The 23,789-nt window shown below is 42.6% G+C and carries 16 protein-coding genes; 2 read left to right on the forward strand and 14 right to left on the reverse strand.

From position 1 onward, the window contains the following. Positions 1 to 60: 60 nt before the first annotated feature. The 3 genes from GC096_RS07860 to GC096_RS07870 all read right to left on the reverse strand — a co-directional run bounded on the left by GC096_RS07860 (position 61) and on the right by GC096_RS07870 (position 3,707). Positions 61 to 936: a carbohydrate ABC transporter permease gene (locus GC096_RS07860; RefSeq protein WP_171629678.1), complete on the reverse strand. Its 876-nt coding sequence runs from the start codon at positions 934 to 936 to the stop codon at positions 61 to 63. A 12-nt stretch (positions 937 to 948) separates the two neighbouring features. Then, positions 949 to 1,824 carry an ABC transporter permease gene (locus tag GC096_RS07865; RefSeq protein ID WP_376769480.1) on the reverse strand — a complete coding sequence of 292 codons (876 nt, stop codon included), beginning with the start codon at positions 1,822 to 1,824 and terminating at the stop codon, positions 949 to 951. A gap of 314 nt (positions 1,825 to 2,138) precedes the next feature. Further along, positions 2,139 to 3,707, reverse strand: a complete 1,569-nt coding sequence (locus tag GC096_RS07870; RefSeq protein WP_171629680.1) for an ABC transporter substrate-binding protein — start codon at positions 3,705 to 3,707, stop codon at positions 2,139 to 2,141. A gap of 220 nt (positions 3,708 to 3,927) precedes the next feature. On the opposite strand from GC096_RS07870, the gene GC096_RS07875 reads away from it, so the two are divergent. Beyond that, on the forward strand, positions 3,928 to 6,267 hold the full coding sequence (locus tag GC096_RS07875) for a helix-turn-helix domain-containing protein (protein ID WP_171629681.1): 2,340 nt from the start codon (positions 3,928 to 3,930) through the stop codon (positions 6,265 to 6,267). A gap of 4 nt (positions 6,268 to 6,271) precedes the next feature. Here GC096_RS07875 and GC096_RS07880 read toward each other — a convergent pair whose 3' ends face one another. The 3 genes from GC096_RS07880 to GC096_RS07890 form a co-directional block, all read right to left on the reverse strand. Beyond that, a complete protein-coding gene (locus tag GC096_RS07880; protein WP_171629682.1) occupies positions 6,272 to 6,595 on the reverse strand; it encodes a MocE family 2Fe-2S type ferredoxin in 324 nt (107 codons plus the stop codon). Between the two features lie 681 nt (positions 6,596 to 7,276). Then, entirely contained in the window at positions 7,277 to 8,005 is a 729-nt protein-coding gene (locus GC096_RS07885; RefSeq protein WP_171629683.1) for a putative endonuclease domain-containing protein, read from the reverse strand. Between the two features lie 167 nt (positions 8,006 to 8,172). After that, a complete protein-coding gene (locus GC096_RS07890; RefSeq protein WP_171629684.1) occupies positions 8,173 to 9,258 on the reverse strand; it encodes a fatty acid desaturase in 1,086 nt (361 codons plus the stop codon). A gap of 145 nt (positions 9,259 to 9,403) precedes the next feature. Here GC096_RS07890 and GC096_RS07895 point away from each other — a divergent pair, with 145 nt between their 5' ends. Beyond that, a complete protein-coding gene (locus GC096_RS07895) occupies positions 9,404 to 10,300 on the forward strand; it encodes a helix-turn-helix transcriptional regulator (protein ID WP_171629685.1) in 897 nt (298 codons plus the stop codon). A 174-nt stretch (positions 10,301 to 10,474) separates the two neighbouring features. On the opposite strand, the gene GC096_RS07900 is transcribed toward GC096_RS07895, so the two are convergent. The 8 genes from GC096_RS07900 to GC096_RS07935 all read right to left on the reverse strand — a co-directional run bounded on the left by GC096_RS07900 (position 10,475) and on the right by GC096_RS07935 (position 23,788). Next, on the reverse strand, positions 10,475 to 10,687 hold the full coding sequence (locus GC096_RS07900; protein ID WP_056615323.1) for an alpha/beta-type small acid-soluble spore protein: 213 nt from the start codon (positions 10,685 to 10,687) through the stop codon (positions 10,475 to 10,477). Between the two features lie 71 nt (positions 10,688 to 10,758). Continuing rightward, a complete protein-coding gene (locus GC096_RS07905; RefSeq protein ID WP_171629686.1) occupies positions 10,759 to 11,898 on the reverse strand; it encodes a glycoside hydrolase family 88 protein in 1,140 nt (379 codons plus the stop codon). A 26-nt stretch (positions 11,899 to 11,924) separates the two neighbouring features. Next, entirely contained in the window at positions 11,925 to 13,532 is a 1,608-nt protein-coding gene (locus tag GC096_RS07910) for a response regulator transcription factor (protein ID WP_171629687.1), read from the reverse strand. Between the two features lie 8 nt (positions 13,533 to 13,540). Next, the gene (locus GC096_RS07915) at positions 13,541 to 15,268 is read right to left on the reverse strand and encodes a sensor histidine kinase (protein ID WP_171629688.1); all 1,728 of its coding nucleotides are present in this window, start codon (positions 15,266 to 15,268) and stop codon (positions 13,541 to 13,543) included. 117 nt (positions 15,269 to 15,385) lie between these two features. Beyond that, a complete protein-coding gene (locus GC096_RS07920; RefSeq protein ID WP_171629689.1) occupies positions 15,386 to 16,264 on the reverse strand; it encodes a carbohydrate ABC transporter permease in 879 nt (292 codons plus the stop codon). 12 nt (positions 16,265 to 16,276) lie between these two features. Further along, on the reverse strand, positions 16,277 to 17,233 hold the full coding sequence (locus tag GC096_RS07925; RefSeq protein ID WP_171629690.1) for an ABC transporter permease: 957 nt from the start codon (positions 17,231 to 17,233) through the stop codon (positions 16,277 to 16,279). Between the two features lie 103 nt (positions 17,234 to 17,336). Then, the gene (locus tag GC096_RS07930; RefSeq protein WP_171629691.1) at positions 17,337 to 19,046 is read right to left on the reverse strand and encodes an extracellular solute-binding protein; all 1,710 of its coding nucleotides are present in this window, start codon (positions 19,044 to 19,046) and stop codon (positions 17,337 to 17,339) included. 101 nt (positions 19,047 to 19,147) lie between these two features. After that, a complete protein-coding gene (locus tag GC096_RS07935; RefSeq protein WP_171629692.1) occupies positions 19,148 to 23,788 on the reverse strand; it encodes a polysaccharide lyase family 8 super-sandwich domain-containing protein in 4,641 nt (1,546 codons plus the stop codon). Position 23,789: the final 1 nt, after the last annotated feature.

The following is a 23,789-nucleotide window of genomic DNA, read 5'->3' on the forward strand; positions in this document are numbered from 1 at the left end:
TTTGACCTCCAAATTTGTTTTTATATGCTAGACGGGCTGATGCCCGGTGAAGCCGGGGAATTAAGATTTCACTGCGCCTAATGTAAGCCCTTTGACAAAGTATTTCTGCAAATAAGGGTAAGCGAGAATAATTGGCCCCACGGATAAAACGCAAGTTGCCATTCTTGCGGTCTCGTCTGGTTGTAAAGCTGCAGCTTTCTGAGTCAATGCATTTCCTTGGAGGAATGCGATGTTGTTCATGATCGACTGAAGGAGAAATTGCAGCGTATACAACTTTCCGTTCTCAATGTATAAAGCGGCAGTAAACCAATCGTTCCAGAGAAATACAGCTGTAAATAAACCGATGGTTGCAATAACTGGCGTCGATAAGGGAAGAACCAGCTTCAGAAAGGTATGAAACTCGCCTGAGCCATCAATTCTTGCGGATTCTATGATGGATTCCGGAATGGTGTATGTAAAAAAATTCCTCATGATCAGCACATTAACCGATGACACCAAATATGGAACGAAAAGTACAAATATCGTGTCCTTCAGATGAAGGTATTTCGAGATTAGAATGTACGATGGTACTAAACCTCCGCTGAATAATAGGCAGAATACGACTAAGAAAGATATTATGCTTCTGTACTTCACTTCTTTTCTTGAAAGACTGTACGCAAACAAAGACGAGATGATCAGGTGCAGCAGTGTTCCGACGAAGGTTACGATGATGGTTACAAGGTAAGCTCTCAAAATAGGTGAATTCCCGTTCAGAATGTAGGAATAAGCATTTAAACTAAATTTCAAGGGAATGACATGATAGCCCGACTGAAATATCGACTGCTCATCGGACAGAGACACAGAGAGAACAATGAGCAAAGGTATCAGGCATATTGCGCAATACACCATGAAAATAGCGTTAAGAATAAAGTTAGGAAACGTGAGTCGTTTGATCATCTTGTCATCCTCCTAGAACAATGCACTGTCACGATCGTATAATCTAATCAAAAAGTTCGATACAAGAACTAGGACAAATCCAACACATGCTTGATACAGACCAACGGCGGATGACATTCCGAAATCGCTCATGCTTTTCAGAGATCTGTAAACGTAAGTATCAATGACGTTCGTGGCGCTGAACAATACACCTGACTCTTTCGGCAAGTTATAAAACAATCCCCAATCGCCAAAAGCGGCGTAAAAAATTTTCCCCGCCTGCAGCAGCAGTAAAGTAATCGTGATCGGGGCCAGCATCGGAATCGTAATTTTGATAGCTTGCTGAAACTTACTAGCGCCATCCATTTTCGCAGCCTCATAATACTCGGAGGAAATCCCAGCTATCCCTGCTGCAAAAATAACCGAGAAGTAACCAACGTTCTTCCACACATAGCTCGCCGGTAGAATAAACCACCAGTAGAACGGTTCGGAATACCATTGGACAGGCTCGACATTGAATTGTGTCAATAACGTATTAATAATACCTTTGTCCATACTTAGGAAGGTGAAAAGCAAATATTCAGCTACCACCCAAGATAAGAGAAAAGGAAGCAGTAGAATGCTTTTGTAAGCACTCGCAAGATAACGATTGCCAATTTCATTGATGAGAATCGCAATGATGAGTGATAATCCAATGCCAAGAATAATGAAGATTAGATTGTAAGCAATTGTATTGAAGGTGATTTGCAAAATTGCATCTGATTGAAATAGAAATTTAAAATTCGTGAAGCCTACCCATTTACTCTTAAAGATCCCTTTTATGGGGTTATATTCTTGGAATGCAATGACAACCCCTAACATCGGCAGATAAAACATGATAATGATGTAGATGAGTCCAGGAAGCATCATGAGATAAAAAGTTTTGTTTTTAATTAGTTCACTTATAACGGGTATGACAGGCGCTCGCTTTTTTATGGTTGTTTTCGATTCCACAAGCATTCTCCTTTGTGTGGCTGTGATGAATTTGATGTCCCCATCATAAATCGAAAATTAATAACCTGAATACGGAAAAAAAACAGTTTATCACTGATTTTTAAATGAAATCGGACTACAAAATCTAATCAAATCACTGAAAAATGAACCAAAACGGAAAAAGTTTATGCAAAAAGAGCATTCACCGAAATCCAAGGCGAATGCTCTTAGTTCACTTTATTTTAATCAACTTATTTCATTGTCGCTTTCCAAGCATCCAATTGTTTTTGTTTCTCAGCAATAATTTTATCGGAGCCTGCCTTTTTCAATTTATCCAGGAATTGTGGCAAGTACTTCTCAGGGTCTACCGAACCACTCGCGATCGCATAATAAAGTTCATCAATGGCAGCATCAACATTCGTCTTCTCTGCTTTAACTGGTGTAAAGTCAAAAACGAATCCCAGTGCCTTTGAAGGTGTAGCGTTCTTATTGAGATCTACCCACATTTGCGTAAACTTCTGATCATTTCCTTTGGGATCACCCTCTGATAAATAGGAGAGCGACATATTTCCGAATTCCCAAGGAGCAAAGATTTGGAAGCCCCCATCTTTGATCGTCTCAATCCGGTTTTCCGCGACTTTCTTGTAATGCTTACCTTCAACGCCCCAGACAAGTGTATTGTAAATTTCTTTGTCAGTGTTCAGAAGGTTGAGGAACATCATCGCTCTTTCTTTGTTTGGCGAATTCGCAGAGATTGCCGTCATTGTCGCTGCAGCTTTATCTGTTGTAAGTAGCGGCTTCACGAACTGAAAGTCATAAGACTGTATAGCTGGATTAAAGCCAGACATTCTACCTGTTGCCTCCATGCCAGCTGATACTAATGCTACGGAGTCAATATCAATCTGGCCCAATTGAAGGGCGTTCTTTCCCGCCTTACGATCTGACGAGGTTTCTTTTAACATCGCCGCGTCTTTCCGCAAAAACCCTTTGGTGTACCAGCTTCTCATCAACGTAATATAGTCTTTAAATTCTGGCGTTTCATACTGATTGATAACCTTGCTTCCATCTTTAATGTAAAGATCGCCTGGCGTCTTCGCATCCCCTAGACTCTCAAGCCCAAATAAAGGAGGGGCAACTGTGAACGCATCGGTAAACTCCCAGGGTATAAGAGTAGGCTCGTTCTTCTTAACGGTTTCCAGAAATGGTGCTAGGTCTGATAACTTGGTGACAGACTTCCAATCCAGTTTGTACTTATCCGCTAATGCTTTCTGTATAATGTAACCGTATCCAGCGGTTGACTGTTGGAAGACAGGAATTCCATAAATTCCCCCTTTCACTTTAACTGCATTCCAGAACATATCTGGAATACCTTGTTTCATGTCTGGATATTTGGCAATCAAATCGTCCAACGGCGCATACGCCCCATTCGCCACATTTTTAAAGTAATTGTTAAAGCTAGCCCCTGTCCATACGAGATCATAAGGTTCGCCAGAGGCCATGGCGACTTTCATTTTTTCTTCGTAAACGCCCCAATCAATCAGCTTCAGATGAACCGTGGCATTGATTTTTGGCTTGATGAGCTTATTAACAGCATCTTCTACAGACTGCAAATCCTTCTGAGGACTGTTCGGGAAATAATAGATAAGTTCCGCTGGCGCTAATGAGGTTTCTGTAAGTTGAGCTGTTTGTGCTGCCGCCGTACTAGGCACAGGGGTAGAAGTCGTGGGTTCCGTCTGTTGAGAGCTGCATCCAGTGAGTGCTACAGAGATACCAATACTGAGCAAAACAAGCGGACGTTTCATTTCCTTTGATTTGTTCATTGTTTGCCCCCCCATGGGTAGGTAATTAGCCGAATACCAACGATCTACATACAGAAAAATAACTACTGAACACCGATTTTTAATACAAATAGGTCTACAAAAACTAATCAAATCTCTAAAAAATGAACATAGATGGGAAAATAAGACTTTTAATTTGAGTTTCTATAGGGGATATACTAAAATTGATTTGCATCGTACTTCCTTCGATAGAGGTGGCAGCATGTACAAAAAATTGTTAATTACTTTCGTTGCGAGTATCACTGCCTTGATTATAATCCTTTCCTCGCTGTTGTACTACAACTACACTTCTTCTTCGATTGAGACTGTAAAAGAGATGAAAGGAAATATCTTATCTAATATCAGCTACAGTTCTGTATATATGGATAATATTTCAAAAAAGTTTTGCCAATCGTTAATGCTTAACAATTCCATTATGTCTTTCGCATACAGCAAGGAACAGGATATTCTAACGATCAGCGGTGCTATGAAAACATTGAATAATTTAACGATCCCCAACAGCTATATTTACTCTGCCTATATATACAATAAACAAATCGATACCTTCCTCACTACAAACACCTTCTATGATAGCCATGAATTTTTTGATAAAGAAATCGTTGAGATGTTAAAAAGCTCTCAAGTTGCCAAATCGCCAAGTTTATATCCAATTCCAAGAAAAATCCCAGTAACAAATGATTCAAATGTACGCGATAAGAATGTATACACCTATCTTTTGTTTGATACAAATAATAACAAAGGTGACTTCGACAGTGCAATCGTATTGAACGTGGATGCGGACTGGTTAAGGCTGACTATTTCATCCTTAGATAACAAAATGGGAAAAGACGGAAATGAAATCTTCATCTTGGATGATAAGGGCGAAATCGTAAGCCACTACTCACCTGAAATGTTCAAACAGAATATTTCGGATCAGAGTTATATTCGTGACGTTCTTCAAACAGCAGCACCATCAGGTACCTTCTTTCAACAGCTGCATAATAAAAAATACGTGATTTCCTATGTTTCTTCGGATGAATTGAAATGGAAATTCATAAGCTTAACGCCTTATGATACATTTTTTTCGAGTGTCAAAAAGAATGGTTTCCTTACACTTGCCTTTTGTCTAATCGTTCTTGTAATGGGACTATTATTCGCTTTTCTGGCATCTAAGAAGCTTTACCATCCTATTGGAACGCTTACGAGAGGGATTAAACAAAAGCTGGGCCAAGATAGCAAACCTGAGAAAAACATTGATGAGGTTAGCTTTCTCTCAACTGCTTTCAATGGCATGATCAATAAAACCATCCTGTTGGAAAATATGAAACGAAATACAGCGCCCCTTCTTAAAAGTGATTTCCTGAAAAATTTAGTTATGGGCCAGACCTATCTGCCTCTTGAAAAAATATTGACCAAAGAAAGCGAACTTCAAATCGATCTAAATCTTGACAACAACCTGTTCTTGTTTATGTTGAAAATTGACTTTTATAAAGATTTCGTCGACCAGCATAATGAAAAAGATCGTTCTTTATATAAAATTGGAATTTCAAATATTGCCAAGGAAATTACCCACGAGTATTACAGAAATGAAGTTATCGAGACTGGATTCGATCAATTCACCCTATTGGCTGACATTGGAAAACTTACGGAGGAATCGGATTCGTACATAGACATCTTCCATGATATCGTGACTAGAATCCAATTCTGTGTCGAGAAATATTTGAACATTTCATTAACCGGAACGCTTGGCTATGTGATTGATTCACCTGATCAAATCAAATATGCATATGAAAAAACGCTTAACTTGTCCATGTATCGTATGAAATTAGGCCATTATAGTATTATTACCTCAGAGATGTTAAATGACTTGGATGACAGTTCTTTCCAATTTCCCGCCTCCAAAGAAAAACAGCTCATTGATTCCCTGAAGCTAGGGAACAGTGAAGCTGCAAAAGTAGCCTATAATGACATTATTAAAGCCATGGAGCATTCTTCGTATGACACGATTTTAACATCTGTCATCTATTTATTTTTCTCCATTTACAATTCTCTCAATCGAATCGTTGAAGGCTCACAATCTACATTCAATGCGATATCGATTGATTTTTTCAACAAAGTAGCCGGATTTGAGACCCTAGAAGAAATCGAACGTACATTTTTCAATTTATTTGATGATATTATTCTTTTAAAAGATGGTACAAAAGATAAGAAAAAGAATATGATCGTTGACACTGTAATCAATATGATCCACGCTAACTATCCTGATAAAAATCTTACATTAACAAGCTGTGCTGAAGCCTTAACCATTTCCTCCGTTTATCTAGGCAAGCTGTTTAAAAATGCAACCGGCAAATCGGTTGCTGAATTCATTACTACAGTTCGCATGGAGAATATCAAGGACTTACTGGGCCAAACACAAATGCCAATCAATGAGATTTTGGAAAAATGCGGCATAGAAAAATCAAACTACTTTTATACCAGCTTTAAAAAGTACTTCGGTGTATCACTTACTGAATATAGATTACAAAATGTTAAGGTACGTAGTGAGAAGGAAATTTTATAAGACCTTACGTTACATGAATGAAGACCTTGTCATCTTCAATCTTTACCGGATATGTTTTTAGGCTGACACATACCGGCTTACGCTTCGCTTCACCCGTCGTATAGTCAAACCGCCCATTATGCTTAGGACATTCAATCGTGCTTCCCATGACAAGCCCATCAGCTAAATGAAACTTCTCATGGGTGCAGAATCCATCAGTCGCATAATAGTCACTTTTGTCTGATCGATAAATAGCAAACGTACGATCTTGATAATCGAATCTAATAACATCTTCTACTTCAATATCATCGACTTCGCAAGCTTCAACCCAACCCTCTGTATTAGGCATATGTACCTCCAAGTAAGATAAGATTTATTAAACGAGTCCATGCGGACGAAAATTAATTAATCATTGCTCGTGGTTCGGTAGTCGAATAAGGAGATTTGGACCATAGAACGCCGGAAGCCCGACAAACATAAGTGGTAATATACAGCTTCAGTGAGGCACAACTGCTCGAACGGACACTCTAACGCTGGAATATCCAGCTTCAGTGTGGCACAACTGCTCGAACGGACACTCTAACGCTGGAATATCCAGCTTCAGTGTGGCACAACTGCTCGAACTGACACTCTAAAGCTGGAATATCCAGCTTCAGTGTGGCACAACTGCTCGAACTGACACTCTGACGCTGGAATATCCAGCTTCAGTGTGGCACAACTGCTCGAACTGACACTCTGACGCTGGAATATCCAGCTTCAGAGTGGCACAGCTGCTCGAACGGACACTCTAAAGCTGGAATATCCAGCTTCAGTGTGGCACAACTGCTCGAACGGACACACTGACGCTGGAATAACCAGCTTCAGTGTGGCACAACTGCTCGAACGGACACACTGACGCTGGAATATCCAGCTTCAGTGTGGCTTAACTGCTCGAACGGACACCCTGACGCTGGAATATCCAGCTTCTGTGTGGCACAACTGCTCGGACTGACACTCTAAAGCTGGAATATCCAGCTTCAGAGAATGGCCGCTAGTTCGACAGTCGTTGTGAGGTTCGATTCCTACAACTTATTACTGAAGAATTTGCTTGATATCGCATAACTTTCTTGCCATCTTTGGATGCAGGAAGGATTAATCCTTTAATAACGAGTAATTTTAAATATTTAGCGGAAGTTTCTCTGTTGATTCGTAGCGCCCTAGCTACTGAAATTGGCGTGACCATACCTTCATTGCTTTCAACCCATTTCCAAACAGCATATTCTATGGGATGTAACTGGAGTAGATTAGATGTATCTTCCACCCCCCACTTCGCTACAGCCTGCATCAGTGTTTGTTGACATCTACGTGGATTGTTTTTAATATCATCCAACGAAAAACGGAAAATTTTCCAATCGTCCAAGACAAGGTCATTATGACGATGTAGATTGTCGTCGTATCGATTGCGGTCAATGTTTCGAAAATGGGTCCCGAAGGGGTCAATCTCAATGCATATGAGCACGGCGTTGACGATGAACGCAAAATCCAAGTATCGCCAGCCATCTTTAAAGTCTCGGATCTCATATTCGGCGAACAGTCGTCGAAAGCTAAGGAAGGCTGGCCACCAGACTTCCTTGAGGAACAAAGTTTCAGCGTACCGTTTATCGCTAAGCAGCCTCCGTTTTCTTTCTCCTGAGCTTCCATTTATTTGCTCTTCCATAAATCTTGCGTAAGCACGATCAAATGACTCGTCAGATTTCAGTAACTCCTTTATCGGCTCCATTTTTTTCTGCCTCCCGGAAATAAAATAGCCGCCTGTCAGGTTCTAGGAACCAGTAACAGGCGGCGCGTACTTCACGACCTGCTTTGATTATACCACAATAACCAACCCAATATATGGTAATAACTTGTAAAATAGTGAACCGCTTCAAAGCCCGTCGTCGTGACTTATCACCCCGACTGAGATACCGACGAAAGATCTCGATCAGTTACCCTCCGACGCTCAGCAAATTCTCGGCACCTGGGAACGACATAGGAATGATCTTTCCGCATCATCCAGATTGCCGCCCACGTCTCGCGGATAGCTGCCGTGAAGCTCGGGGCAGCAGCTGGGCAGTCAAGTTTGATCTCCTCATGCAAAGCAGGCAAATTATAATAGGGAACCAACGGAAACATATGATGTTCAATATGATAATTCATATTCGTGTACAGAAACCGAAGAATACGGTTTGTATAGAACGTCCTCGCACAAAGCCTGTGATCGAGTGTGTCTTCATACAAACCCACATGCTGCGTTGAGACCAGCAAGCCGTTCAACAAAGCGCCATAGAACGATGGCAGCCCAACGAACATGAGCGGTAAAATGCTCCCTAAATAAAAGCACAAAAGGATTATAACGCCATAAACAAGAATAAAAACGCGTGCTTCCACAAATAATTTCCGTTGCTCGCTAGTCGGGACCAATTCCTTCTCCTCGGCGCTTAGAAGTCCGATTGCATGCTTGAACAGATAGGGCCAGGTACTGTAAATAAATGATTCTCGTAAAATATATCGAAGCACACGTTGCAACTTCGGAGGACGCGGTTCCATAATTTCCGGATCGCTGCCCACGATGATCGTATCCGTGTGGTGGCGCGCATGCGACCAGCGAAAGTTTGTCGCTTGAATCAAAATCAGAAACGAAGTGAACTGATACAAGGCTTCGTTCATCCACGCCGTTCGAAACATCGTGCCATGGCTGGATTCATGCCATTTGGATACGGCAGGTACCGTGTAGACGGTTCCATATACGATGAAGGCGGGTATTGCCCACCACGTCCCCCAAGACAGATAAGCTACATAACCAAAGACGATCGAAATAGCTATCCATAGCAAGGTGTCCCGAATTGCCGGACCGTTCTTGCGGATCATGAGTTCCTTCATACGTTTTCGTGGAACCGGACATTGGTACCATTCTCCTGAAACAAGCCCTTTCTCGATCGCTTTTTGCCGTTCTGGCCCTAGAATACTATAATCCCGTTGTCTAGTGTTTCCCATATGTTCTCTCCTCGTCACTCTGTATTTTGCTTCGATTCTGAATAAGCTAAGCGTACCAGATGGGTTGACACTTGACTTCCCAGAACATATTAAATAGGATCAGACACATAGGAGCAATTCGAACATAGGGAAGGAAGGGCTGATAATGACTAAGATCCACTCGTCTAGTTCGATGCGATGGGTTTTCCCTCTGCATGCTGATAATACTGAGAAATTGGAAAGCGCGACCACCATCAGACTCGTTCCGGAATTGCTCGTTGTTGGATACCAAAAATATGCAGAAGCCTATCCCATTCCCCTTCACTGTCATCATCACGCATATGAATTCGTCTATTTGCACAGCGGGAGTGCTACTTGGGAAATCAATGGTATCTCTTATCCTATGAATGCTGGACAATGGTTTTACACCCGTCCAGGAGAGCTTCATAAAGCTCGCTTCAATCATTTGGAACCTAGCCGGATCTGGTGGATGATCGTGCAGGATCCAGAAGGGACCCCGAACTGGTTCCGCTTAGAAGGCTCTGATCGCGAGTTGGCTGCTTCTCGCTTACAGCAACTTCCACGGGTATTTCGCGCAGGCCCTCGCGTGCACGAACAATTCGTTCGCTTGAAGGCGACATTAGAAACAGAGAGCCCTGATCAAGCATTTTTTGCCCGGCATCAGGTTCTAGACATCATCATGGGACTTCTGCAGCCTACTTCCTCCAAGTCAATAGAGCCCGGTGTCAAAGATGCGGTGATCCACTCCGTTCATCAACTAACGCAAGCGCCAAATCATCGATATTCCGTTGCGGAGCTGGCCCGTGCATCTCAGATGAGCGAGTCTCATTTCTATAAAGTGTTTCACGACATATTCGGGCAGTCTCCTGCTGCTTATATGGAACGCGTAAGAATGGAACGTGCCTGCTCTCTTCTGCAAACGAACATCTCCATTACGGAAATTGCCTTTGAACTAGGCTTTAAAACCAGTCAACACTTCACGACCGTGTTTCGGAAACATATCGGTAGTTCTCCAAGTGAGTGGCGAAAAACGGGACTCTAAGAGGGCTTTAAAAATTGCTGTAGCCTTTCCAGTTATTTCAATTTCAAGACAGAAAAGGACTTGAAGCGAAAGTGCCGCTCAAGTCCTTTTTAACCCTAATAAAAAAAGACTGCATTCACCCAAGGAGGAATAGGTGCGTGTAGTCTTTTGTGTTTGTTTGCAAATACGATCAACTTAGCGTCTGAAGCTTCCTGCCGAACCAGAAAGTTGTTGTTCTGCGATTTGCACTAAACGCTTCGTAATATTGCCACCAATGGAGCCAGCATCGCGTGATGCAAGGTTGCCATTGTATGCTTGAAGCTGAATCCCTAACTCTTGTGCCACCTCATACTTCAGTTGATCCATTGCTGCTTTTGCTTGTGGAACTGCCAATGTGTTGTTAGCCATAATTGTTATTCACTCCTTTTCTTGGTGTGATATTATCATGTGGAGTTTTGAAATTATTATACATGCCTGCGTTAATTTTTTTCTTTTAATTTTTTGAGATCGTTTTTGTAAGCATGCTTCAGTTTCAGTAATGCCTCCACAAAATAGTAATCACCATAAATGAGCGAAGCATCTACATAAATATTTGCCATAAAATATCCGGTCCCATGCAGCAATAATCCCTCTGAATCTTCCTGCCATTCTGTGTAGTCCTGATACAAGGAAAACAATATCTCTTCAGCAGCCTGCCTATAGCGTAATCCCTCAGCCGCTCCCACAATTGTAGCTATTTCTAAAAGTCCCGAAGCGGCAATCGCCGCAGCTGCAGAATCTCGCGGCGCGTCATCTGAATCCTTCGGCAAGCGAAAATCCCAATAGGGCACCTTATCCGCAGGTAAATGGTCAAGAAAGTATTGCGCAACTCGCTTCGCAGTAGATAAGTATCTTTCTTTGCCTGTATAGGTGTAGCTTAGCGCAAATCCATACAGCGCCCATGCCGCTCCTCTGGACCAGGCAGAATCTGCCGCATATCCTTGACCAGCCATCGATCCCACACGAGCACCTGTCTCCGGGTCGAACGCTACAATATGATGGACCGATCCATCTTCTTGCATGAATTCTTTGAGCACCATATCGGCATGAAGCTCAGCAATATGACGATACCGCGGATCAGCAATCTCTCCAGATGCCCAATACAACAGTGGTAAATTCATCATACAATCAATGATCGCCCAGCCACTGTGATCTTCATTCCCCCAATTGGGCCACGCGCGAATGAAGGATCCCGCAGGATTATACCTTCCTGCAAGTAAGCTTGCCGCCATGAGGGCATGCCGTTTGGCAGCTTCATCTCCCAGATGCTCATATTGTTTGATACTGCTCAGCCCGAACATAAAGCCTACGTCATGATGCAAATGCTCAAATTCCCATAAGGTTTGACTGATTTGCTCTTCACACGCAACAGCCAATTCCTGCAGACGTCCATTCTTCGTTTCGCTATAAACCAACCATAGCAGTCCTGGCCAAAATCCTGCTACCCAGTCATGGGCCGAAGTCATCACGTAGCGGCCCTTCTCGGTACCATTCGGAAATGCTGCACCAATGGTATGACTGTTTTTTTCAATTTTATCTACAACCTGTTCCCAAGCCTTCTCTAACCATGCATTGTCCATGTTTATCTCCCCTTCTTCTACCTATACTATTGCTTCCGGAAAATGTCCGGCGTCACACCATAATATTTTTTGAATCTTCGTATAAAATGCTGCGGGCTTTGGTATCCTACTTTTTCAGTGATTTCATAAATCTTAAAGGATGTTTTCTCAAGCAGCCTCTTTGCTTCTTCCATTCGTGCATGTAAAATGTATTCACTCAAGTTTAAGCCCGTAATTTCTTTATAAATTTTGGATAAATAAACAGCATGCAGATACACATGCTCACTAATCGATTGCAGGGTAACATCCTTTGATAAATTCTGATGAATATAAGCTTGGATTTTATTAACCAGCTGTTGGTGATTCTCATCATCCACGGTAGGCGCACCCTCAATCAGAGCTTCGAGAATAAGGATGCACCATGCTTTTAATTGCTTCGCCGAATGAATAACACTATGTTCTTTATGTACGGAGCTAATGCCGATAATATCTTCCAAGACCTTACCTTTCTTATGAGCCAAAAATGTGAAACAGCTTAGGATATGTAAGTAGGCTTCTCGAAGATGAGCGCGTGAGTCTGCCTGTTTTTGTTCCAATTCTTGAAAAATTGTATGTAATTTCTCATTCAATTTGTCGAGATTATTGCTCTCCATCAGTTGTATCAACATAGGGGCTTGGTACAAGGAACGCAACGGTTCCAATCCACGGCTGGAGACATCATACTTGTTCAAGTTGAAAACCCCTTGTCGTTCCGATGCACTAATGGCAGATGAGACGACTGACGTATAGTTGGCATGGACTTCCTCAGGAAAGCGTGCTGGCGTAGACAGGTAGATGGCAACGGTTCCTTTTAAATAACGATTAACTTGTTCCAATAAGAGATTGGCAATCGATACGAGTCCCTCCTCACTCCAAGATGTACCTTCGGAATGAATCGGTTTGAGCATCAAGGAGACATTGTCTTGTGGTGCTTTTCTCGTCCACAGACTGAAATGACTTCGAAGCAATTCCTCTGCCATATTCATGACGGCATATTCAAATAATTTCATATCCGAGGGTGTGTATGATTCATAGAAATGTGGATCAAATTGAATGACCATGAACCGAATGCAATCACCCTGTGCAAAGGGGATTTGATACATCTCCAGCTTTTCTGTCAGCTGCTTATGTGAGATATCCGCTCCTTGCAACAGTTCATTCAGTACATTTTCTTTTAGAAGTGGCAAATTTTGATGGAGAATCGCGTTGGCCTGTTCAAAGGCTTGCGAATGCTGTAAATCATTTTGACGCTTACTGATGACGCGGCTTACAGCATCTATGAGCAATTGATCACGCACAGGTTTAATTAAATACTCAACGGCATGGAGTTCAATTGCCTTCTTCGCATACTCGAATTCTGCATAGCCGGTCAACAGAATAGCATCAATTTTCCGATTGGATTCATGAATTTGTTCTAATATATCGAGGCCACTCATGCCTGGCATGCGGATATCAGTGATGATGATATCAATGGGGTGCATTTCCATAATCGCAAGCGCTCCTTGGCCTTCATACGCTTTATGAATCGTGGATATCCCTAGTTCTTCCCATGGTAAAGTTGCTGCTAACGTATCTACTTGATGCTTATGATCATCCACAATCAGCAATGAAAACATGGTATCACTCACTCCTTTGCTGCTTTCTCCCAACTTAACTCAATTCGTAAACCACCTAGAGCTGAATTATCCAATCGCATACGGGAACGCTGTCCAAAATAATAGTGGAAGCGATGATAGACATTCCAAACCCCTTTCTGCGGGGAATCATTGTGTTCATCTTCCGTCTTAAGCCTTAGCTTCGTCAAAGCTTCCGTTGATAAACCTGGCCCGTTATCCTCAATGATGAGCCGGTAGTGCGGGCCGTCATCGAGACCTACAATGGTGATAAGGCCGTTCAATGAAATCTCCTCGAGCCCGTGTACAATGGCATTTTCAATGAGCGGCTGAATCATCAGCTTAGGAATCTTCATCGCTTTCATCGTCTCGGGCACGGAAATGATGTACCTAAATTTATCCAACTGCTGATTCATAATATTCATATAGTTGACAGCCAGCTCTAACTCCGTACCCAAAGTTGTCTCCAACGTCTCATTTCGGGTCGTATATTTATAGTAATCTCCCAAATTGTGAGCCATCGCAATAACGGATTGATTTTTGTTCATTTTAGCCATATTCACGATATAAGCTAGACAATTGTAGAGGAAATGAGGATTAATTTGCGATTGAAGCTGTTTCATTACGGCCTCTCTCGAGCGGATTTCTTCAGCATACACACGCTTAATCAACTCATCAATTTCTTTCGCCATATCGTTAAAGGAATCAAACAATTGTCTAAATTCGTCCTTGCGTAAGCTCTGAATGCGATAGGCAAAATTTTTGTTCTTAATATGTTCCGAGCTGCGAATCAGAATGCGAATCGGGACCTGGATGTAGAAGTATAAGAAATAGGCTGCTACCATGCCGAGTAAGAGAAGTAAAAAAAGAATAATGTAAAATAAATTCCGACTGTGATTGACCGGGTTTAAAATCTCCTCCAAGGGCTCAATATCGACCAAGCTCCAGTTAAGCTTTTCGGAAGGAAGGACGTAAAGAATATATTTCTTGCCACTTAGCTCTACGATGGTTGAACGCTTCGTCATCTCACTCGCGTCTTTGAAAGGATACTCTTTCATGAGCTGCCGAATAAGTGTCATATTCGCCGTACTATTGTAGACAATTTGGTCGGAACTGCCATAGAAAAAGGCATCGCCATTACCAGCTAGCTTAAACTCGTCTAGTAAATTCGCAATATTTTTTGTAAAAAAATCAACCCGTATAATGAAATCCGATTTCATGATATCCGCCGGCTCCGCATGATAAGGGGAAACGAAGAACCGTGAAAATGCATCCGTTTTGACACCGCTTATATCGACTTTCGTTAATTTCCAATTGGCTGTGTAGTCCTTTAAGATCTCCTCTTGATTCAATTCTGTTGAGGGTACCGTAGACAAAGCAAGATCAATTTTCGGAAAATAAAGCGTAATAATGTTCATAATTTGATTGGTCATACTGAACAAGTTGAGCTTGCTCTCAATAGACTGAACCACACTTACGCGATCATAACTAGCAGGGGGCAATTCACCATAGGCTACCCTTTTAATTTCAGGATCTTTGGTGACGAGTGTGGCGTAGATCATATTCTGATCCAATAGGCTTTCAATTCGGTTGAGAAAGTACGACAGCTTCTCTTCATTCCGTGTATTAATTTGATTTTCAATGACATTTACACTCTGTTTATAGGAATAGGCGTAAAGGGCAAGAATGACGATTAAACTCATCACGATAAGAAGGATCACTCTTTTGATTAGATTCATAGCCGATGCTCCCTATCTTCCATTTGCTCTATTATACCAATTGAAAGCCTATTATTGTTAAAATCATACAATGAAAACAGCTCCTAGGATTTCCCTAACAGCCATTTCATTTTTGATTTATTCTTTTACCGACCCCAATGTCATCCCTTGTACGAAGTACTTTTGCAGAAAAGGATACACGAGCAAGATCGGGACTGTACCGATAAAAATCAGTGCGGATTTTAAAGAACGCTCCGATAATTTAGCCAAATCCTCTGGATTGAGACCAATTTTCGTAAAATCGAAGCTAGCAATTAAGGCTTGCAGAAAAGTAGCTAATGGAAAAAGCTCTGCTTTGTTCATATAAATCATACCGTCAAACCAAGCATTCCAATGAAAAACCATCGTAAATAAGGACAAGGTGGCAATGGAAGGTAAAGAAATTGGCATGAATATCGTGAACAGGATACGGAAATGTCCTGCCCCGTCCATCATCGCTGCTTCTTGCAGTTCTTTGGGAATCCCACGGAAAAAATTCATCATCAGGACGACATTGAAAACATTAACAGCAGAAGGCAAGATCAACGCTAGGAGGGAATTGGTTAGACCTATTTTTTGAACGACCAGATACGTTGGAATTAAGCCGCCATGAAACAGCATCGTGAAGACAAAAAACCAAGCATAGAAGGTTCTTCCTTTGAAATATAAATCGTCTTTCGACATCGAATACGCCGCCAACATCGTAAGGAACATGGTAAATGCGGTTCCAAGCACCGTCCTAAGTACACTCACTCTGAAGGCGATTAAAAAGTTATTACTGTTCAATGCCTTCTCATATGCGGTTAAATTAAAGCCGACAGGCCAAAATTTGACTAAGTAAGCTGTCGTCGCATAGTCTGAACTAAACGACACAGCCAAGACATGAACCATGGGAAGAATACAGAGAAAAGCTGCTAGTGATAGGAATATATAGTTCGAGAATTGAAACATTTTCATGGAGAACGATAATTTAATCATGGCTATATCCCCTCAGAAAATCCTGTAATTTGCATATTTGGATGCTAATTTATAAGTCGTAGCAATGAGAATAAATCCAATGATGGATTTGAAAAATCCAACTGCTGTTGCAAAACTGTATGACCCTTGCTGCAAACCAATACGGTAGACATAGGTGTCAATAATATCGCCTTTCGGATATACAAGTGGATTATAGGTGTTAAATACCTGATCAAAACCGGCATTTAAAATGTTTCCTAATGATAAGGTAACAATAACAATAGCTATAGGAATCACGGCTGGGATGGTAATGTGAATCGTTTTCTGCCAATTATTTGCACCGTCGATATCAGCAGCTTCATACATATTCGGGTTAATGCCTGCCATAGCAGCCAAATAGATGATCGTGCCGAATCCAAAATCCTTCCAAACATCACTAACGACTAAGGTAAAGCGATACCAGTTCCCGCTCCCCAGAAAGAAGATCCGATCCAACCCCATCCATAACAGAAGTTGATTAATCATGCCATTCGTAGATAGCAAATCGGTAAGAATACCACCGAGAATGACCCAGCTAATAAAATGAGGCAAGTAGACCAGCGATTGAATAATTCGCTTAAAGATGACGGCACGAACTTCATTCAGTAGTAAGGCGAAAGTGAAAGGTGCCAAGGCGCCGGCAATAATTTTGAAAACAGCAATGATAAGCGTATTCCAAATGACTTGCAAGGCCGTTGGATCATGAAACATAAATCTAAAATGCTTCAATCCTACGAAAGGTGAACCGAAAAGTCCTAACCATGGTTTGAAGTCTTGGAAGCCAATCGCAAATCCGACCATTGGCGTATAGCTGAAAATCAGCAATAACACAACGGAAGGCAATAGAAACACATGTAATGGCCACGTTTGTCTTAGATTGAAGAAGCCTTTTCGTTTTTTTAGGGGGATTGCCCTCTCTTGCAAAGCGTATTTTATCGTTTCCGATTTCATCCGATTCGTCTCCTATCGATCGTCAGGACTTCTCTATAAAAAGAAAATGCGGAGAACCCTACTTACACCAGCACTCCGCATTTCTTATCAAGTCGTGGAACAATTACTTCAGGCTAGCTGTATACTCATTCACTTCTTTGGTAATTTGTGCACCGCCTTGATCATTCCATTGCTTCACAAAAGTATCAAAATAGTCCGTTTTTTGTTTTCCGTAAATAATTTGCAGAAAGGCTTGCTCTTCCAAGGCAATGAGCTGCTCCCATTTATCTTTCATTGTCGGCGTGTTTGCGCCAAAGAATCCACTTTGCACATCTTTGTTCAACTGCTGGAACGCAACTGAGAACCCATCAATCGTTAATTGGCCATTCTCTGCGGCTAGTTTCTGCTCAAACACATTGTCTCTCTTCCCCGCTGCGACACGTTGATAAATGTTAGGACCAGGCATGACGTTCGTAGGAGCTGTTCCTGAACCTGGTGACATCAGCAGATAAGCATTCAGACTCAGCGTACCTTCAGGGATGTTCTTCCAATCCGGCTTGCCATCTTTCATCACATAGTCATAACCTTCGCCTTTACCGTTAGCAAATGGGCACGCTGCATCCTCAACTGAACAGCCGTACATCGTATCCCAATATTTAAAGATGGCTTCCATATTCGTAAATCCTTCACGGAACACATAATTCCCATAGGACGGCGGTGATGCCTGCCTTCCCACTTCTCCTTTAATTCCCGCTGGAATCGGATATGGTTTGAAATCCAAGGCTAGATTTTTGGCTTTGGCTTCAGTCACTGCCGTACCTACTGGCCAGCCGCCAGCCCACCCTGGCGCAAAAGTGATTCCAGCTTTGCCAGAAGTAAAATCAGCCATAGCTTTCGCTGCGTCTTGCGTACCGAAGTCAGGACTGATATACCCCTTACTGAACCATTCTTGTAATTTGCCTAACGCATCCTTCACACTAGGCTTCGTTGAGCCGTATTGCAGTTTGCCATCTGTCCCTTTCAACCATTGGTAGGGTTGGTCTTGGCCAAAGATAAACGAAGCATCCGTCATGAAGTTCATCGTTGGTTTATGATAGCCGGTGTTTGCCCCGAAGGCCATGCCATACGTATCTTTTTTCCCATTGCCATCAGGGTCATTGTTTGTAAACGCATCCATAACAGCTTCATATTCTTGCACATTCGTTGGCGCTTTAAGATTTAACTTCTTGAGCCAATCCTCTCGTATCCACATAACGGTGTTCCCTACGATCCCATTCGACAGTGTAGGCAAACCATACAATTTTCCGTTTCGCTTGACCAAATTCCAAACTTCCGGATTTTTCTGATACGATTCTTTCACCCTTGGCGTTGCATACTTCTCAAAGGCTTCGTCAATGGATTGAATTTTCTTAGAAGCTACCAGATCTTCAAACACGGTACCAGAGGCAGCGAGAACGTCCGGCAATGCTTCGCCGCTCGTTAAAGCTAAACGAACTTTCGTTTCCAATGCACTCGCGTCCGTGACCACCCATTGATATTTCGTCACAATACCCAGCGTGTCTTTGAACCAACGGGAGATTGGATTATTCTCAGGCGTGTCACCATTGCGCAGCTTATCGGACGGTTTCAAGGCAATTGCTGCCGTGATCGTAACCGGTGGATCAAACTTCGTTCGATCATTCTCTTTCGCTACTACTGTTGTAGTCTTCGTCGCCACCGGACTTGTAGCTGGTGAAACAGTTGGTGTATCATTTCCGTTCGTACACCCAGCCAAAACGCTCATACCTAGCAAGATGCTGACTAATGCTTTTTTTGAAGTGAACTGACGCTTCATGTAATTTGTACGCCCCCTTGTGAACTAACTATCTTACTCTTTTATTATGGCACCTGATAAAAAGGAATGAAATGATCGGGATTTAAGATCATGAACTTTCATTAATCAATCGCTTCGCTCTGAATCACGACTTTCCCGATCTGCGGATGCCAATAATTACCTGTAGTCTGTTTGTACACGATTTTCAAGAACTGTGTTCCAGCCGGAACATTACCGCTGTAGGTTACTTTCTTCCAATCAGTTGCTGATACGGCTTTCACAGGTGAAATAATTGTGTAGATCCCATTACCCGGCGAACTGTAGAGTTCGAAGTCAACAGAAGTCTCGTAGGGCCAGAACCATGTGTCCACTTGATAACTCTTCATGTCCATGTCTGGAGCTGCTTTGTATACAATCCATTCATCGGTATTCCCATTTCGCTTTAACCTTGAAGTATCCCCTCCGAACTTCGTATCATTGGCGGTGTCGAAGCTCAACTTACCGGAATTCTCATACATTTTGCTAAAATTATACACATCATCTGTCACTGTTGCGCTTGACGGCGTTGGTACCTTACTCGTTAGTGTCACCTTGCCAATCTGTGCATTCCACGTATTGGACGAGTGCTGTTTATAAATGATTTTAATATATTGCGTTCCTCTTGGGATCGTTCCGCTGTAAGTCACCTTATTCCAAGCACCTGAGCTTGTTGTCGTTGCAATAGTCGGCGTATAGGAGGAATAGTTCACATTATCTGTAGATATCGCAAACTGAAAATCTGTGGACGCCTCATAGGGCCAGAACCATGTATCCGCGCTGAAACTCCGTAGCTCCATATCCGGTTCCGCTTTGTACACAATATACTCATCTGTGTTCGAAAGTCTTACTAATCGCGTAGCATCATCACCGAATGCTGATGGATTAGCTCCACTAATGCTCAGATTTGCACTTCGCTCGAACATCTTGGTATCGTTGTAGACATTGTCAACGACCGTAATACTTGTCGGCGGAGGAACAATACTCGTCAACGTGACTTCACCTAGTTGCGGGTTCCAGTTATAGGCACCATTCATCATGTAAACGATTTTCAGATACTGTGTTCCTGTTGGCAGCATGCCGCTGTAATTTATTTCTTTGTAGTTTTCAATTCCACCAGTTTTGGTTGGCGTAAACGCTGTATACGTCACATTATCTTGCGAGGTATAGAAAGCAAAGTCGGTTACGCCTGCATCTGGCCAAAACCATGCCTTGGCAGTAAAGCCGGTAATATCCTTATTCGGCTGGGCTTTATAAATGAGATACTCATTGGTTATTGTTTTTCGGATTAACCGAGAAGAATCGCCATTAAATTTACCAGGCTCTCCTCTGTCAAATTTAAGATTATTACTATGCGCAAACGTAAGGGATAGGTCATCCAACACATCGACAATCGTATCTGGAATCGGGTCAACGACATGAATTGGAGGTGCTGTCGGCGTCGGTAAAGGCGTCGACACAGTTGTGTTCAATTGCAGCTTTAGTTTGTGCGATATGCCATCTCTGGCTTGGGTATTAACCTCAAACTTAATCGTAGGTGTGAGCTGTAAGATCGTAATGCTTGCGTCTTTGGAAATCACTGACAATCCGGCTTTATGAATTTCGTAAGTTACCTTAGCTTGCAGATGCGTAGGATCGGAAACCGCGACATCAAGCATACTCCCCTGATCCTGCAACAGGATGGAGGAAGGATTCGATGCCGTGAGATAGCCAAATGTACTTGGTGCCCAGAAATTAGCTCCCAGAATACCTTGTGTTTTCTCCTTCACAGCTTGCACATTCGTATTATTCACTAAGATTTCAATGTTAGGATTAAGGCTGTAACTCGCTGTTTCTTCTGCTGTTTTATTCGGCAGCAAGACGTAAGCGTAATCTTGATAGAACGGATTTGCTCCATGGTCCAGCCAGAGTGTCAAATAATTCTTGCTTAACACCGTCGGCGGTCCGCCATTATTAACCTGAGACCAGCTGCCTTGTGACACATCTCTTTTACCTTTCAGGGCTGTCGGTTGCGGGAAGTAGTACCCGCCAGTTCCTGCGAGGTACGCATAAGAAACGCCGTTCATCGTTTCTGTCCAACCTAATCCGGCCGGCTTCGTTACCCCATTCACCACAAGCTGTTCATCCCCTTTAACCCTTGTGGAGACATGCAGCGGATCTAACACAGGACCAGCAGCTTGCGGGGCATACACTTGAATCTCAGAAACATCATTGGACAAGTCGGTATCATTGCCATGGAAAGTAAATGTGATGTATCTGGCCGTTGTATCAACGACATCGTAGGCTTCAACCTCTGAGGAAAGCACAGTGTTATGACCGCTAAACACAGGCGTCCATGTTGTCCCGTTGACAGATGTTTGAATATCAAAGGCATATTGTTTCTCCTTGCCATGCGGGAAGCTGATTCCTACATGCCCGATCTCCTGAGTGCTGCCTAAGTCATACTTCAACCACTGCCCATCGCCTGTCGTTGACCAGACGGTTCGAATGTCATTGTCCTTCGCCTTCGCGGATTGACTTGATGCTGAGCTATCTGTCACACCGTTCACATACAGTGGCGTCACTGATGGGAGGATGAGAAGATTGCCTGCTGTACATGGTGCATAGATTTGAACTTCCGTGATGCTGTTCCAAGGTCCCGTAGAGTTCTGATGACCGATAATTTTGACGTATCTTGCTTGCGTATCCGGGAAATCGATGACTTGAAGCTGCGAGTCACTTACCAGACTGGAATTCCCCCTATACTCTTGATTCCATACTACGCCATCCTCTGAAGTCAATATTTCATAATTCGTCGTTCTTGCAGATTGAAGTAAGAAGTTAATTCCTATATACCCCACAGCTTGTATCTTTCCAAGATCATATTGAATCCATTGTCCATCACCTGACGACGACCATCTAGATCCAAGATTATTATCAAACGTATTCTCAGGCAGATTCCCATCATTCCCGCTATCCTTTACGGCGTAGATTTTGTGACGTAATGGTTCACTGCCAATTGGTGAAGAAGGAGGTGAATTCAAATCAATGCCATGTGTCACACTCGCTGTTGTAAGCATGCGATTCTCAACCGTTGTTTCAATCGTCCGGTTGTCCGTACTTGTGATACCTGTCCCCAGCGCAACCACTTCATCATCAAACATAAACCAGGATTTCTTCGCCTTTAACGTGCTTCCATATCCCTTCAAATCCATACCCGCTGTGGCATACTGTCCTTGAAGTTCTGTACCTCCTGCCCAAGTTGTCGGACTCCGATACCCTGCGCCATCCGCATCTTCCCTCAGCATCGTATCGACGGTTGTTCCAGGAAGCCGATATTTATTGACTGTTGCCCAGTAATCGGTAAATTGGAGCGGATCCTTGTTATAGAGATAGGTCATACCTACACCTGTGTACCAGCCCTTAGGATTTTCATTATATTTTTCATCATACTCGTATGTCCCAATACGATGCGACGACATACTAACGCCAAAGCCAAATTCAGGACGAAGATGTACGACTTGATCCATCCCAGCATAGACTTTTGAAAGTACCTTCTCTTCTCTTGGTATTACACTGCTGTCATTCATAATTGCCTTGGCAAGGACAAGCATACTTAAATTAATATCGTTATAGAAATTAAACTGACTGTCAGCTACAATCCAAGCTTTCACCATCGCTTTCATTCGCTGTGCATCAGCCACAGGAGCGCCCTGAGATAGGCGAATAATAGAGGCCATGACGCTATGGCCAGTGATATGATCTTGGAAGTTATTGCGTGAGATCGCTCTCCCTCTGGTCATATCCATCATGGCACCATTATAAATGAGCGGTTCAAAAGAATCGTAAATCCAATTGTAAACATTCGCTGCGCCACTAGAAGTTGGTTGCCAAGAAGAACCATTAATCAGCATAAGCAGGTACGATAATTCCTGCAACAAACTTACGCCATAGCTGCCATTGTACGGGTAAATTTCATGTTGAATAAATGATCCATCCCGATAAAAGCCATCCCCTGATGTCACATAATCAAATACCGGATTCAGAGCATCCTTGGCTAAGGTCAGCTTTGCAGCAGATTTAAGAATCACGCCACGTAAGGCAACGACTTGGCATTTCCACATCAAGTTCGCTCCTGTTGCCTCAACTTTTCCCTTATTTGCTTTGCTCGGATCTGGAGAAAATTTCTCTATCGCATTCATGTAATTCGTTATTTTTCCCGGCGTAGCAATAAGGTCGTCATACATAAGTACGACAATGTCATTAATAAGTAGAGGAGTCCCGATCTCCAAGTCCCACCAATTTTCAATCGGTACTGTTGATTCATTGTAACGGTTCGCATACATCCAATCCATCGCGTAAATAATTTTCGCCTTTAGATCCAGATCACCGTAAACACCGGAATTAATCGTCTTGTAAGCTAGCGCCATCCCCTTAATGCGTTCGTAATTCCCTGTAATCTGAGAAGTATCCCCCGTTACGTCTAAATCTTTCCATAAATAAGCTGATGTTGTACTCATCGTACTCGCACTCGTTTGACCTATACCGCTTAGCTTAGATGCTATGTCCGGATCAGATGTATCTAACGATGCTCCTCCTGTCAAATAATTCATCCACCTGATCCGCATCGTATCATAATCATCGTCTGCCGCATGCACCCGAGTTGTGCCAATAAGACCTACTAACGCTAAAATTACAACCATCATCAATAATAAAAACACCTTCATTCCACTTCGTCTAGCTAGCATT

It is taken from the genome of Paenibacillus plantarum, assembly GCF_013141695.1.
In the GTDB taxonomy this organism is placed as follows: domain Bacteria; phylum Bacillota; class Bacilli; order Paenibacillales; family NBRC-103111; genus Paenibacillus_E; species Paenibacillus_E plantarum.

What these genes read in the sequence shown, in the direction of transcription:
- GC096_RS07860 (WP_171629678.1), bottom strand. Translation starts at nt 936, where the DNA reads ATGATCAAACGACTCACGTTTCCTAACTTTATTCTTAACGCTATTTTC.
- GC096_RS07865 (WP_376769480.1), bottom strand. Translation starts at nt 1,824, where the DNA reads ATGATGCTTCCTGGACTCATCTACATCATTATCATGTTTTATCTGCCG.
- GC096_RS07870 (WP_171629680.1), bottom strand. Translation starts at nt 3,707, where the DNA reads ATGAACAAATCAAAGGAAATGAAACGTCCGCTTGTTTTGCTCAGTATT.
- GC096_RS07875 (WP_171629681.1), top strand. Translation starts at nt 3,928, where the DNA reads ATGTACAAAAAATTGTTAATTACTTTCGTTGCGAGTATCACTGCCTTG.
- GC096_RS07880 (WP_171629682.1), bottom strand. Translation starts at nt 6,595, where the DNA reads ATGCCTAATACAGAGGGTTGGGTTGAAGCTTGCGAAGTCGATGATATT.
- GC096_RS07885 (WP_171629683.1), bottom strand. Translation starts at nt 8,005, where the DNA reads ATGGAGCCGATAAAGGAGTTACTGAAATCTGACGAGTCATTTGATCGT.
- GC096_RS07890 (WP_171629684.1), bottom strand. Translation starts at nt 9,258, where the DNA reads ATGGGAAACACTAGACAACGGGATTATAGTATTCTAGGGCCAGAACGG.
- GC096_RS07895 (WP_171629685.1), top strand. Translation starts at nt 9,404, where the DNA reads ATGACTAAGATCCACTCGTCTAGTTCGATGCGATGGGTTTTCCCTCTG.
- GC096_RS07900 (WP_056615323.1), bottom strand. Translation starts at nt 10,687, where the DNA reads ATGGCTAACAACACATTGGCAGTTCCACAAGCAAAAGCAGCAATGGAT.
- GC096_RS07905 (WP_171629686.1), bottom strand. Translation starts at nt 11,898, where the DNA reads ATGGACAATGCATGGTTAGAGAAGGCTTGGGAACAGGTTGTAGATAAA.
- GC096_RS07910 (WP_171629687.1), bottom strand. Translation starts at nt 13,532, where the DNA reads ATGTTTTCATTGCTGATTGTGGATGATCATAAGCATCAAGTAGATACG.
- GC096_RS07915 (WP_171629688.1), bottom strand. Translation starts at nt 15,268, where the DNA reads ATGAATCTAATCAAAAGAGTGATCCTTCTTATCGTGATGAGTTTAATC.
- GC096_RS07920 (WP_171629689.1), bottom strand. Translation starts at nt 16,264, where the DNA reads ATGATTAAATTATCGTTCTCCATGAAAATGTTTCAATTCTCGAACTAT.
- GC096_RS07925 (WP_171629690.1), bottom strand. Translation starts at nt 17,233, where the DNA reads ATGAAATCGGAAACGATAAAATACGCTTTGCAAGAGAGGGCAATCCCC.
- GC096_RS07930 (WP_171629691.1), bottom strand. Translation starts at nt 19,046, where the DNA reads ATGAAGCGTCAGTTCACTTCAAAAAAAGCATTAGTCAGCATCTTGCTA.
- GC096_RS07935 (WP_171629692.1), bottom strand. Translation starts at nt 23,788, where the DNA reads ATGCTAGCTAGACGAAGTGGAATGAAGGTGTTTTTATTATTGATGATG.